Origin of the sequence: Actinomadura sp. NAK00032, assembly GCF_013364275.1 — a bacterium.
GTDB lineage: Bacteria > Actinomycetota > Actinomycetes > Streptosporangiales > Streptosporangiaceae > Spirillospora.
On record NZ_CP054932.1, the window covers coordinates 7,972,647 to 7,985,323 of the forward strand.

The 12,677-nt window shown below is 73.8% G+C and carries 13 protein-coding genes; 10 read left to right on the forward strand and 3 right to left on the reverse strand.

Going from position 1 to position 12,677, the window contains the following annotated elements; genetic code table 11:
• The first annotated feature begins 1 nt into the window (after nt 1).
• The gene (locus HUT06_RS36610; protein WP_176199901.1) at nt 2-742 is read left to right on the forward strand and encodes a sugar transferase; all 741 of its coding nucleotides are present in this window, start codon (nt 2-4) and stop codon (nt 740-742) included.
• A 23-nt stretch (nt 743-765) separates the two neighbouring features.
• Nucleotides 766-1,686 carry a hypothetical protein gene (locus HUT06_RS36615; RefSeq protein ID WP_176199902.1) on the forward strand — a complete coding sequence of 307 codons (921 nt, stop codon included), beginning with the start codon at nt 766-768 and terminating at the stop codon, nt 1,684-1,686.
• Here HUT06_RS36615 and HUT06_RS36620 read toward each other — a convergent pair whose 3' ends face one another.
• The gene (locus HUT06_RS36620; protein ID WP_176199903.1) at nt 1,687-1,839 is read right to left on the reverse strand and encodes a hypothetical protein; all 153 of its coding nucleotides are present in this window, start codon (nt 1,837-1,839) and stop codon (nt 1,687-1,689) included.
• A gap of 174 nt (nt 1,840-2,013) precedes the next feature.
• Nucleotides 2,014-3,189, reverse strand: coding sequence for a Rieske 2Fe-2S domain-containing protein (locus tag HUT06_RS36625; RefSeq protein ID WP_254715576.1), 1,176 nt, complete (start codon nt 3,187-3,189; stop codon nt 2,014-2,016).
• Between the two features lie 649 nt (nt 3,190-3,838).
• Here HUT06_RS36625 and HUT06_RS36630 point away from each other — a divergent pair.
• From HUT06_RS36630 to HUT06_RS45405, 8 genes are all read left to right on the forward strand, one after another.
• Nucleotides 3,839-4,735, forward strand: a complete 897-nt coding sequence (locus tag HUT06_RS36630) for an ATP-binding protein (protein ID WP_176199905.1) — start codon at nt 3,839-3,841, stop codon at nt 4,733-4,735.
• Nucleotides 4,732-5,379, forward strand: a complete 648-nt coding sequence (locus tag HUT06_RS36635) for a response regulator transcription factor (RefSeq protein WP_176199906.1) — start codon at nt 4,732-4,734, stop codon at nt 5,377-5,379. The genes HUT06_RS36630 and HUT06_RS36635 overlap by 4 nt, the downstream gene beginning before the upstream one ends.
• Nucleotides 5,380-5,492: 113 nt before the next feature.
• A complete protein-coding gene (locus HUT06_RS36640; protein WP_176199907.1) occupies nt 5,493-6,422 on the forward strand; it encodes a cytochrome P450 in 930 nt (309 codons plus the stop codon).
• 104 nt (nt 6,423-6,526) lie between these two features.
• Complete coding sequence (locus tag HUT06_RS36645; protein WP_176199908.1) at nt 6,527-7,861, forward strand: sensor histidine kinase; 1,335 nt, start codon at nt 6,527-6,529, stop codon at nt 7,859-7,861.
• Nucleotides 7,858-8,523 carry a response regulator transcription factor gene (locus tag HUT06_RS36650; RefSeq protein WP_138642147.1) on the forward strand — a complete coding sequence of 222 codons (666 nt, stop codon included), beginning with the start codon at nt 7,858-7,860 and terminating at the stop codon, nt 8,521-8,523. Before HUT06_RS36645 ends, HUT06_RS36650 begins: the two co-directional genes overlap by 4 nt.
• Nucleotides 8,524-8,611: 88 nt before the next feature.
• Nucleotides 8,612-9,229, forward strand: a complete 618-nt coding sequence (locus HUT06_RS36655; RefSeq protein WP_176199909.1) for a two-component system response regulator — start codon at nt 8,612-8,614, stop codon at nt 9,227-9,229.
• Nucleotides 9,230-9,525: 296 nt separating this feature from the next.
• Entirely contained in the window at nt 9,526-10,140 is a 615-nt protein-coding gene (locus HUT06_RS36660) for a DUF6230 family protein (protein ID WP_176199910.1), read from the forward strand.
• A 5-nt stretch (nt 10,141-10,145) separates the two neighbouring features.
• On the forward strand, nt 10,146-11,306 hold the full coding sequence (locus tag HUT06_RS45405; RefSeq protein ID WP_176199911.1) for a DUF6114 domain-containing protein: 1,161 nt from the start codon (nt 10,146-10,148) through the stop codon (nt 11,304-11,306).
• Here the strand turns inward: HUT06_RS45405 and HUT06_RS36670 are convergent.
• On the reverse strand, nt 11,216-12,655 hold the full coding sequence (locus HUT06_RS36670) for a serine/threonine-protein kinase (RefSeq protein WP_176199912.1): 1,440 nt from the start codon (nt 12,653-12,655) through the stop codon (nt 11,216-11,218). The genes HUT06_RS45405 and HUT06_RS36670 overlap by 91 nt on opposite strands.
• Nucleotides 12,656-12,677 lie beyond the last annotated feature (22 nt).

Genomic DNA, 12,677 nt, shown 5'->3' on the forward strand with positions numbered 1-12,677 from the left:
CATGTCCGAGCTCGCGAGCCGTCCCCTCGAACCGTCCGGCGGGGTCCCGCCGTCCAGGCCGCGGCGCGTGCTGGACGTCGCCGGCGCGCTCACCGGGCTGCTGCTGCTGAGCGTCCCGCTGCTGCTGATCTACGTGCTGGTGCGGCTGTCCAGCCCCGGTCCCGGCGTGTTCCGGCAGACGCGGGTCGGGCAGGGCGGCCGGCCGTTCACCATGTACAAGTTCCGGACCATGCGGCAGGGCGTCGGCGGCCTCACCGTCACGGCCAACTGCGACCCGCGCCTCACGAAGGTCGGCAAGCTGCTGCGGCAGTGGTCGCTGGACGAGCTGCCGCAGCTGGTGAACGTGCTGCGCGGCCAGATGACGCTCGTCGGGCCGCGCCCGGAGACCTACGACCTCGCCGTCCACTACGCCGCCGACTGCCGCTGGGTCTTCGACCACCGGCCCGGACTGACCGGGGTGTCGGAGGTGCGGCTGCGCGACTTCGACGTCCTCGGGCCGGACGAGGAGGTCGACCTCGCCAACTACATCGGGCGGATCGTGCCCGCGCGGGTCGCGGTGGACGCCGTCTACCTGCGCGACCCGTCGATGCGCGCCACGTTCGGCGCGCTGTGGGACACGGTCAAGCACATCCTCGGCATCCCGCTGCCGCCGCTGCCGCCGCTCCGGCGGGACGCGGGCGCGGCCGGGTCCGGCGCCGAGCAGCCCGTCCGTCCCGCGGAGGAGCCCGGCTCCGCCGCCTGACCAGCAGCCATCGGGGAGGAAGCATGGACATCCGGGACGTCCGGTTCCGGATCTGGGCCATCGTGACCGCGGTCGTCCTGGTCGCCGGGTTCCTCTTCTACGTCGGGCACCGGAGGGCCGGCTACCAGCCCTACCGGGGGCCGCTCGCCTCGCCCGGCACGCCCGCCGCCCATCCCCCGCCGACGCGGCGGATCGCGCTGAACACCCAGCCCGCCGACTACCCGCGGCTGAAGGCGCTCGGCTACGACCTGGTTGATGTGAAGGCCGACCCGGCCCTCGTCGCCGGCGTCCCCGCCGGGATGCAGGCGCTGCTGTGGGTCGGCAACTTCACCTGCGGCGACTTCGAGCTCGGCTGGGACGCGTTCCAGCAGGCCGTGCAGCGGTTCGGGCGCGACCCGAAGGTGTACGGCTGGTACCTGTCGGACGAGCCGAACGCCGGCGACTGCCCCGAGGTCGCCGGGGAGATCCGCCGCCGCGCCGAGTACATCGAGCGCCACGCGTCCGGCCAGGTCTCGTTCATCTCGCTGACCGACTGGCCGATGAAGCAGCTCGCGCCGAAGCGCGTCGGCGTCGACCTGGTCGGCCTCGACCCGTACCCGTGCAAGGGGTCGGCCGACACCCGCGAGCGCTGCGACATCGGGGCCATCGACCGGATGGTTCGGATGGCGGACGCCGCCGGCATCCCGCGCGACAGGGTCGCGCCCGTTTTCCAGGCCTTCGGGCAGGGCTGCGCCAAGGGCGACAAGCAGTACTGGCTGCCGACGCGGACCCAGTTCCGCGAGATCCTCGCCCGCTGGGACCGGCTCGCGCCGCGCCCGCCGCTGGAGATCTCCTACTCCTGGGGCCGCCAGGACGAGTGGGCCTGCCCCACGCTCGCCGACGCGACCGGCGGGAAGCACCCCGACCTGCAGAGCATCATGCGGGCCCGCAATCTCGGAAGCTGACTAGCTCCCGCCCGGGTTGTCGGCGACGGCCGGATGCTGTGCGCCGGACGGCACCGGGAAGTCGAACGACCCGATCTTCAAGGCCGCCATCTCCATCGCACCGACGACCAGAACGAACGCGACGGCCAGCAGGCCGAGCTTCTTGCGGTTCAAGTCCCGCACCCCTTCAAAACCCCCAGAAACGCAGGTCAAACGTAACACACGATGATCTACGTCCTGGACCAGAACGCTTCCCCGCACACAAGACGTAATCCCCTTGTTACGGACTGCCCGTCCAGCGTTAAGGGCCGGGCGGCGCGGGAGCGCCCGGCCCTTGGGACGTGGGGTCTAGGGGATTTCGCGGCTGGTCAGGTTGGCGGCTCGGGCGTTGAGGCATTCGCCGGTGGCCAGGTCGAAGGCGAAGTTGTGGGCCAGGCAGTGGATCCGGCCGTCGCGGACGACGGCGCCGACGGAGAGGTCCTCGCCGGCGTGCGGGCAGTAGCGCGGGATGTCGTAGCGGGCGCCGTCGCAGGCGACGGTGATGCGCTCGGACTCGTCCCGCCCCGTCTCGTACTCCTCGACGGCCTCCAGCGCGGGCGCGTTGGCGTGCTTGAGCAGGCCGACCAGGTGGTCGTTGTAGACGTCCGGGTCGCGGTAGAGGCTGAGCCGGAACGAGATGAGCAGGTCCTCCCAGGCCATCCGGCCGCTGAGGACGGCGTCCAGCCAGCGCCCGGCGGTGGTGATCCGGTAGTGCGGGCGGACGTCCGGGGCCGCGGCCGCCACGGTGACGCCGTCCTCGCCGAAGTCGACGTCCCACGTCCCGCCGTTGGGCCCGGTGATCTCGAAGCGGACGATCATCGCGATGCGGCGGCGGAAGTAGTCGCTGAGGCCGCCCAGGTAGGTGAAGTGGGCGGCGAACCGGTCGAACAGGCCGGAGCCCGGCTCGGGGTACTCGGCGAGCACCTCGGCGAGGGCGGGCGCGCGGTCGGCGGCGTAGCGCTTGAGGTAGTCGCCGCGGTCGGCGTCGGCGAAGGAGAACTCCGCCGAGACCGGGTCGCGGGTGATCTCGCCGGTGTCCAGGTCGATCGCGTCGCCGGGCAGGAAGTGCTCCCAGCGCTGCCGCGGCAGGTGCTCGCGCAGCCACGCCGTCGAGACCTCCGGGTCGCAGAACGCGCCGTCCACCTGGCCGAGCACCCAGTTGAGGTGCTCGACCTCGGCGTCCAGGAAGCACGGCGGGCCCGCGAACGGGACGGCCAGCTCCGGCTCGGTCTGCCGGACGAGCCGCTGCGTCGCGCGCAGCTTGGAGATCCGCTTGGCCATGGACAGCTCGGCCATCTCGGCGGCCGGGTACTCGTAGCAGATCGGGTGCCAGGACGCCCCCGACGTCTGCAGCGCCATCAGGTCGAGCCGGTCGCCGGCGAGGTGCTTGGCGCGGCGGGCCTGCGCGGCGGTGAGCCGGGCGTCGTTGCAGTGCAGGATCCCGCGCCCGTCCGCCACGATGAGAAAGGCGGCATCGTGGCACATAGGCGACAGTTCAGGAATCACCGTGATCCAGGACCCGCGATTGTCAAGCGGGTATTTCCCCCAGGGCTCGATCTCGATTACCTGGCGGCCACCGGCGGCGGCCGCCATGCGTTCCCGGAAGGCGGGTCCGGGATAACGCGGAATGAGGATCCGGGTTCGCACTGGAAGGCGGGCGATGACCCACGGGTCGAAATGATCTAGATGCTCGTGCGAGACGGCGACCCAGTCGGCGTCGAGCACCGCGTCCGGATTCAGATGATCGTTTCTCGGATACTGGTGCCAGGCTCCGAGAAAGGCCCCGGTCGGGGCGAGCCACGGGTCCGCGAGCAGGTGGAACGCCTGCGCGTCCACCGCCACCCCCGCATGTCCGAGAAATGTGACCGTCGGCATGGTCCGACTGTCCCGCCGCGCGCCCGCCGGCGCACCCACCGGAATGCGCAAAGCGGCTACGCCACCGGTATGAAAGAAAAGTCACGGGACGAACTGACAAACCTGACTGAGACGTTCCAACAAAGCACTGAGTTTGCCCTGGTGGGGCACATGTCCACTTCTGGACAGGCACCGGTCTGTTGCGGCCAATTGACTGGACATGTACCGGGAGGCCGGGTGACCGTCTATGGGGTGCTGGAATAGCGGACGGGGGATTTCCATGGACAACGGACGGGCGCGGTCCTCCCCGGCGGACGCCTCCGCGGGGCCCGCGGGCGCGGGCGCGGGAACGGGCACGCTCGCGGGGGCGGGCACGCTCGCGGGGGCGGGCACGCTCGCGGGCGCGGGGACGCTCGCGGGCACGCCGGACGGCGGCCACCCCGCCGGGCGGGGCGAGCAGGTGCTGTGGCGGCGCCGGCTCCGCCACGACATCCGGCACGAGCTGGGCACCATCATCATGCTGGCCTCGGCCGTCGTCGTCGCGGAGGACGTCGGCGACACCAGCCGGGCCCGCATCGAGCAGCTGCTCGGCGAGACCCGCTGGCTCGACCACCTGCTGCGCCGGCTCGACGAGGACGACACCGGCGACGGGGCGGACGGCCGCCCGCTGCCCGGCCCCGAGCGGCTCCGGGTCGATGAGCTGACCGCCGAGGTCGTCACCGGCATGCGGCTCGCGACGCGGCACGAGGTGTACTTCGCCGGCGGCGAGGCCTGGGCCCACATGGACCCGGTCGCCCTGTGGCGCGCGGTCCGCAACGTCCTCGACAACGCGTGCCGCGTCGCGGCGGGCCGCGTCGACGTGCGCGTCGAGGCCGACCAGGGGTGGGTCGTCATCCAGGTCGACGACGACGGCCCCGGCTTCGGCGCGGGCGCGGGCGGGCGCCCCGGCGCCCCCGGCCGCCCGGGGCGCGGGCGGGCCCGGCCCGGTCTGGCCTCGCTCGGGCTCGGCATCGTGCACGACCTCATCTCCGGCTACGGCGGCAGCCTGGAGATCCGCACCTGCGAGATGGGCGGGGCGCGGGTGCGGATGCTGCTGCCGGCGGCGCCGCCCCCCGAGCCGGTCGCGTCCGGCGGCGCCGCCGACGCGTTCGTCGACGACTGGCGGCCGCACCCATGAGAATGATCATCTGCGACGACCACGCGGTCTTCGCCGAGTCGCTCTCGCTCGTGCTGGCCGACGCCGGGCACAGCGTCGTCGGGGTCGCCTACTCCCCCGCCGACGTGCTGCCGGTGCTGCGCTCCCGGCAGCCCGACGTCTGCCTGATCGACCTGCGGTTCCCGTCCGGCACCGCGCTCGACTGGATGCCGCGGCTGCGCGCCGCGTCCCCGCACACCAAGTTCGTCGTGCTGACCGGCTTCCTGGAGCAGCCGGTGCTGGAGGAGGGCGTCGCGGCGGGCGTGCGGGGGTTCGCGCACAAGGGCCAGCAGGCCGGCGACATCCTCGCCGTGCTGCGCCGCGTCGCGGCCGGCGAGGTCGTGATCGACCAGGCGGCGCTGCGCGGCGGCGCCCGCCCGAGCAGCCGCGCGCAGAAGGTCGCGCGGTTCCTCACCCCGCGCGAGCGCGAGGTGCTGACCCGGCTGGCCCGCGGCGAGTCCACGCAGGCGCTGGCCAAGGCCATGGGGGTCACCCGCAGCACCGCGCGCAGCCACGTGCAGAGCGTGCTGTCCAAGCTGGGCGTCCACTCGCAGCGGGAGGCGGTGATCGAGGCGGCCCGGCACGGGCTGGTCAGCGTCGAGACCGGGGAGTGGCTCGCGGGCTGACCCGCACGCCCCGCGCGGCGCAGCAGCCCCCCGCGCATGGGGGACGGCCGAATCCGGCCCTTTCAGGGCTCGGCCGTGACGCGTTAGCGTCTGCCTCGGAGAGGAGGTACCCCATGCCGCAACGGCGCGGCGCGCCGCCGATCTCCGCCGCCGGAGCCCTCGGCCGCGCGGACGCCCACGCCGGCGGGATCCCGCACGACCGGCTCGAACGGCTCAGGGCGCGGACGCCGGTGGTCTGGCTGGACGAGCGCACCGCCGGGCAGCCCGGCGCCTGGGCGGTGCTGCGCTACTCCGACGTCCACCACGCCCTGACGCACCCCGAACTCTTCGCACCGCAGATGGACGGCCCGCTGCACGGCCCCGTGAGCGGCACCGAGAGCGGCACCGACGCGCCTCCGGCCGACGTCCCTTCTGGGAGCGCGCACAGCGCGGTGAACATCGACAGCGCGGCGCACATCGACATGGACCCGCCCGCGCGCGCCATGCTCGCCCGCATCCCGCCCCAGGAGCCGGTCGACTTCGTCTGCGAGGTCGCGTGCGAGCTGCCCGAGACGTTGCGCAACACCCTCGCAGGTGGCCTGTACGCGCTGCTGCGCCACCCCGCCGAGTACGTCCGGCTCCAGGAAGAGCAGCACGACGACGCGCTGGTCGACAGCGCCGTCGAGGAGATGCTGCGCTGGTGGACGCCGGTGCTCCAGGTGTGGCGGACGGTCCTGCGCGCGACGACCGTCGGCGGCGTGCCGCTGCTGCCCGGCGAGCAGGTCGCGCTGTGGCTGGTCTCGGCCAACCACGACGGCGAGAAGTTCCCCGACCCCGGGCGGTTCGCCGCGGACCGGTTCGTCCAGTCCCCCCGGCCGCACCTGTGCTTCGGGTTCGGGCACCGCGCCTGCCTGGGGGCGCGGCTGGCGCGGGTGCACCTGCGCGCCATGCTCGTCGCGCTGCTCGAACGCCCCGGGCTGCCGCGCCTGGCGGGCGAGCCGGTGCCGCTGCGGTCCAGCGCCCGGCACGGCTTCGCCCATCTGCCCGTCCGCTGGACCGGCTGAGACCTCCGGTGGCGTCCGGCTCCGCCGGGTACCTCCCGGGGAGTAGCGGCGCGCACTCCCGGCGGCCGACGTGCCGCCCGACCTCGATGACTTACCGTGCAGGCATGAGCACCTCACCGCCGCGCCCGCCGGGCCACGCCGGCTGGCCGCGCCCCGGCACCTGGCCGGTCTGGGTGATCCCGGTCCTGGTGGCCCTCATCCAGCTCGCCGGGTCGCTCGGCGCGCAGCGCGGCGGCCCGTCCGGCGGCGAGCGCTCCGGCGGCGGCCCGCCCTGGGACCACGGCGGCGGGACGTCCGAGCTGGGGCACACCGACCTCGACGCGCTCGGCTTCGCGCTGCTGCTCGGCGGCCCCGCGCTCCTGCTGCTGCGGCGCCGCAACCCGGTGTTCACCGTCTGCGCGGTCGCGGGCGTGACCGCGCTGTACTTCCTGCGCGCCTATACCTACGGCCCGGCGCCGCTCGCGCTGGCCGTCGCGATGATCGCCGCGATCGCCGCCGGGCACCGGCTGCTGACCTGGGCCGGCACGGGCCTCGGGCTCGCCGCGTTCTTCTCCCTCACCGCGCTGATCGGGGTGCCCGCCGCCGAGCGCGGGCAGGACGGGCCCTTCCCGGTGGAGGAGCCGACGCTCGGCGGGTCGAGCTTCGTCGTCGGCTGGGCGCTGGTGGTGCTGATCGGCGGCGAGCTCATCCGGATGCGGGCGCAGCGCGCCGCCGAGACCGCGCGGACCCGGGCCGAGGAGGAGCGCCGCCAGGCCAGCGAGGAGCGGCTGCGGATGGCCCGCGAGCTGCACGACGTCCTGGCGCACAACATCTCGATGATCAACGTCCAGGCGGGGGTGGCGCTGCACCTCATCGACCAGCACCCCGAGCAGGCGCGGACGGCGCTCGCCGCGATCAAGGACGCGAGCAAGGAGGCGCTCACCGAGATGCGCGGCGTGATCGGCGCGCTGCGCGCCGAGGGCGAGACCGCGCCGCGCGCGCCCACCGCCGGGCTGGACCGGCTGGACGAGCTGTTGGACCGGGCCCGGTCCGCCGGGCTCGCGGTCGACGCCGAGATCACCGGGGACCGGCGGCCGCTGCACGCGAACACCGACCTCGCCGCGTTCCGGATCGTCCAGGAGGCGCTGACGAACGTGACCCGGCATGCCGGTCCCGGGCCGGTGACGGCGCGGGTCCGGATCGCCTACGGTGAACACGAGATCGTGGTCCGGGTCGACGACGACGGGCGCGGCGCGCCGCTGCTGGACGACCGGCCGGGCGGCAGCGGCCTGCGCGGGATGCGCGAGCGCGCCGCCGCGCTCGGCGGGACGTTCGACGCGGGGCCGCGGCCGGGCGGCGGGTTCCGGGTGCGGGCCGAGCTTCCCCTGGAGGAGGACGGCGCGGCCCAAGGAGACGCGGCCGGAGGGGACGCGGGCGGGGCCGGAGGGAGTGTGCGGTGATCAAGGTGATGCTGGCCGACGACCAGGTGCTCGTCCGGGCCGGGTTCCGCGCGCTGCTGGACGCGCAGCCGGGCATCGAGGTGGTCGGCGAGGCGAGCGACGGCGAGGAGGCGGTCGCGGGGGCGCGCCGGCTGCGGCCCGACGTCATCCTGATGGACATCCGCATGCCGGGCCTGGACGGGCTCGCGGCGACCCGCCGGATCGCCGCCGACGAGCGGCTCGACGGCGTGAAGATCGTGATCCTGACCACGTTCGAGCTGGACGAGTACGTGTTCGAGGCGCTGCGCGGCGGCGCGAGCGGCTTCCTGGTGAAGGACACCGAGCCGGTGGAGCTGATCCACGCCGTCCGGGCCGTCGCGGCCGGGGACGCGCTGCTGTCGCCGAGCGTGACCCGGCGGCTGATCGCCGAGTTCGCCGCGCGGGCCAAGGAGCCCGCGCCGTCGCCGCGGCTGAACGCCCTGACCGACCGGGAGCGCGAGGTCATGGCGCTGGTCGGGGAGGGACTGTCCAACGAGGAGATCGCGGCCCGCCTCGTGGTGAGCCCGGCGACCGCGAAGACGCACGTCAGCCGCACGATGGTGAAGCTCGGCGCCCGCGACCGGGCGCAGCTGGTGGTGTTCGCCTACGAGTCCGGGTTGGTCAAACCGGGCTGGCTGCCATAGAAATTTACTCTGCATCGATTCACTGTTGCCGTCGGCGGGAGCATGACAGGCTGGACGGCACAGGCCACCACCGACGTTGAGGAGTCCAGTGCCGAGCGACACGAGGATCCTGGCCGTCGACGACCGCGAGGAGAATCTGACCGCCCTCGCGGCCGTGCTCGACGCGCTGCCGGTGGAGGTCGTGCCCGTCACGTCCGGGCAGGCGGCCCTGAAGGAACTGCTCAACGAGGACTTCGCGCTCATCCTGCTGGACGTCGTGATGCCGGAGATGGACGGCTTCGAGACGGCCGAGCACATCAAGTCGCGGCCGCGCACCCGCGACATCCCGATCATCTTCCTGACCGCGGGCGGCGGCGCCGGCGAGCAGGCGTACCGGGGCTACGCGGCCGGCGCCGTCGACTACCTGACCAAGCCGTTCGACCCGTGGCTGCTGCGCGCGAAGGTGTCGGTCTTCGTCGACCTGCACCGCCGCAACCTGGAGCTCAAGCAGCAGGCGCGGCTGCTGCGCAGCACGCTCGGCGGCGACGACGCCGAGAGCGCTTTCGCGGGCTGCGAGCGGCTGCTGGCGGCGCTGGACGAGCGGCTCGCCAAGGTGGAGGGCGAGCTCGCCGCGGTGCGGGCGGACGGCGACGCGCCGGTGGACGCCCTCGAACGCCACGTCCGCGAGCTGCGCCTCGCCGTGGACGCCTTCACCGCGGGTAGCTGACCCGCCGATTCCTCCGGTTCCTCCCGCCGATTCGGGACTTTCGGCCCGTGCGGCCCGGGATCTATGGCCCGTGACGATCACGCTTGGTAGTTGGTAGTGGTTGATCGCCACCGGCCCTATTGACATCGAGTTCAAGAGACTTCGCAGGTAAAGGACCCGATCCTTTACCTTCCGGCACCCTTCTGAGGTTTGCCGCAAGTAAGTACTTGGTAGTAACTTGCACTCACCGTCACGAGATCGACCGGTGCCGCCGGGACCCCCTGCCCGGCCCGCCGAGACCCCCAGGAGCAACCCCCATGACCGAATCCCCCGACTCCGCCGACGCCGCCGGTGCGGCCCCGGTCGGCCGCGTGCGCTGGAAGCGGTTCGCCGCCCTCGCCGTCCCCGCCGCGATCGGCGCCGGCGCCCTCGCCTTCATGACCGCGCAGGGCGCGATCGCCTCCTCCTTCGCCGTCTCCGGCGGCAGCTTCAAGGTCAGCGCCGACTCCCTCACCGGGCAGGGCTTCGTCCAGTACGGCGGGGTCGACTCGGGCAAGGACGGCGCGAAGCACCCGGTGCAGATCTCCGGGATCAAGACCGCGCAGATCCGCAACATGTGCCAGTCGGTGAAGGTCGGCCCGTTCACGCTGCGGCTGACCGCCGGCACCGGCGACACGCCCGTCGAGGCGTCCGACCTCGTGCTGGACGTGGAGCAGCTCAACGCCGACGCCACGTTCTCCGACATCGAGATCGGCCGGGACGCCAGCACCCTGGACCGGGGCCCGGACGGCGCCAAGGGCCCGGCGGGCATGTTCGGCCAGCAGGCGTCCAGCATCGAGCTGCGCAACGTCAAGCAGGTCGCGTGGGCCACCACCGCCGGCACCTTCAAGCTGAGCGACCTCAGCATGAAGCTCGGCGACGAGTGCTTCTGAGCGCCATGGACTCCGCCGGAACCCACCAGCCGCCGGCCCGGCACGGATTCCGCCGCTGGCGGCGGACGCGGCCCTTCTGGGGCGGCCTGTTCGCCGTCCTCGGCGGGCTGGAGCTGATCGCGATCCCGCTCGCGCCGCTGCCGCTCGTCATCCACCAGGGCATGGCCGGGGTGGCGAGCTGGCTGATCGGCGCGCTGCTCGTCACGGCCGGCGTGCTGATGTGGGTGCAGCCCGCCCAGCGCACCTTCTACGGCGTCCTCGCCGTGCTGCTGGCGCTGGCGTCGTTCCTGACGTCCAACTTCGGCGGGTTCTTCGTCGGGCTGCTGCTCGGCCTGGTCGGCGGCGCCCTCGGCTTCGCCTGGTCCCCCGCCGCACCCGCGCGGCCCGCCGCCCCGGCGCACCGGACGGCTCGGCACGGCGGGCGGCTGACCGCCATCGCGCTCCCCGCCGTGCTGGGCCTCCCGCTGCTCGCCCCCTGGCCCACGCCGCCCTTCGGGTCGGCGCCCACGGCCCCCGCCACGACGCCCAGTCCGGCCGCTCCCAGCACCGCCCCCACCGCGAAGCCCGCTCCGACCCCGGATCCGAAGACGAGCGCCCCGTCGACCAGTGGTGGTGCGGCGGCCTGCCCGGACGTCCCCGCGAACGGCGCCGGGCTGTCCCAGGAGAAACTCCGCAAGCTGCTCCAGGACCTGCGGTCGAGCAAGGACCCGGCCTGCCGGGCGAAGGGCGGGCAGGCCGCCTCCAAGCCGGCCGCCGGCTCCGGGACGCGCGTCTACACCGGCGCGTCGACGCTGCGGGCCGACTCGCTGACGATGTCGGGCCTCAGCTACGACGGGGTCGCGTCGCTGCCCTCGGCGGGCGGGACGGTGAAGGCGCTGAAGTTCAGCATGTCCAAGGCCGTCCTGAAGAACGTGAAGCAGACGACGTCCGCGCGCGGCGGGGCCGCGTCGCGGACGCGCACGCCCAGCCTCACGCTGACCGGCGACGTCGTGATGTACACGACGAAGATGTCGTCCAAGCTGCTCGGGATCCCGCTGACCTTCACCCCGGAGAGCCCGCCGCCGCTGACGCTCCCCTACATGGTGATGACGGACGTGGTGTCCGAGCAGCCGTCGGTCACCGCGAACGGGGCACAGCTCACCGGCCTCGGCATCGGCTCCGCCTGAGCGTTCGAGCGCAGCTTGCCGCGCAGGATGAAGGCCCCCAGCAGCACCGCGGCCACGACGAGGATCACCGCGACCGTGACGACCAGCACCGTCCTGTGGCGCTCACCGCCCGGTGCGGCGGCCGGGCGCGCCGGGGGCTGCGGCTGCTGCCAGTTCGAGTACTGCTGCGGCTGCTCCCACGGCGGAGGCGTCTGCGGCGGGTCGTTCGACCTGGACGGCGCGTTCGGCCTGGACGGCGGCGGCGCCCACTCCGTCTGCAGTAAAGTCTGCGCGTTCCGCTCACCGGCACCGGCGGGGCCCGGGCCGGGATCGCGGCGGGTCACCGGATCGGGCTCGGGGGGATCGAGGCGGGTCACCGGCTCGTTGAAGCCGGCCGGGTCCAGGACGGTCTCGGCCGCGTCCTCGACTCGGGCGGCCGGGCGGCGCCGCGTGGACGGCTCGTCCATCACCGTCTCGCTCGGCGGCTGCGGCTGCGGGCGCGGCTGCGGCGGCGCCGGCGGCCGGGCCGGACGGGACGGCGCCGGACGGGACGGGGCGGGCATCGCCGCGACCCTGGTGAGCAGCGGCTGCGCCTGCGCGGCGGTCATCCGGTGCACGGGTTCGCGCGCCAGCAGCCCGTCCAGCACCCGGGCGAGCGGCCCCGCGTGCCGCGCCACCGGGACCGGCTCGGTCAGCACGGCCTGCAGCGACGACATCGCGTCCGACCGCTCGTAGGGGGACCGGCCCTCGACCGCCGCGTACAGGGTCGCGCCGAGCGCCCACAGGTCCGACGCGGGCACGGCCCGCTCGCCCTGCGCCCGCTCCGGCGGGATGTAGGCGGGCGAGCCCATGACGAGGCCCGTCTGCGTGAGCGTCGCGTCGCCCTCCATCTGCGCGATGCCGAAGTCGGTGAGCACCACCCGGCCGGAATCGGTGACCAGCACGTTGCTGGGCTTGATGTCGCGGTGCAGGATGCCCTTCTCGTGGGCGTGCCGCAGCGCGCCGAGCATCTGCAGGCCGATGTCGGCGACGCGGCGCGGGTCGAGCGTGCCGCGCTCGATGACGTCCTGCAGCGACGGGGCGGAGACCAGCTCCATCACGATCCAGGGCCGGTCGCCCTCCTGCACCACGTCGTGGACGGTCACGACGCCGGGGTGGTTGAGCCGCGCCGACGCCCGCGCCTCCCGGAACGTCCGCTCGTACAGGATGGCGCGCTCGTCCTCGGTCAGGCCCGGCGGGAACACGACCTCCTTGACCGCGACCTCGCGGTCCAGCATGACGTCGAAGGCGCGCCACACGGTGCCCATGCCGCCCTGGCCGACCACCGAGTCCAGCCGGTAGCGGTTACCGAGCAGACGTGCCTGTGCCATGTCTGAAGAGTCCCCCCATCGG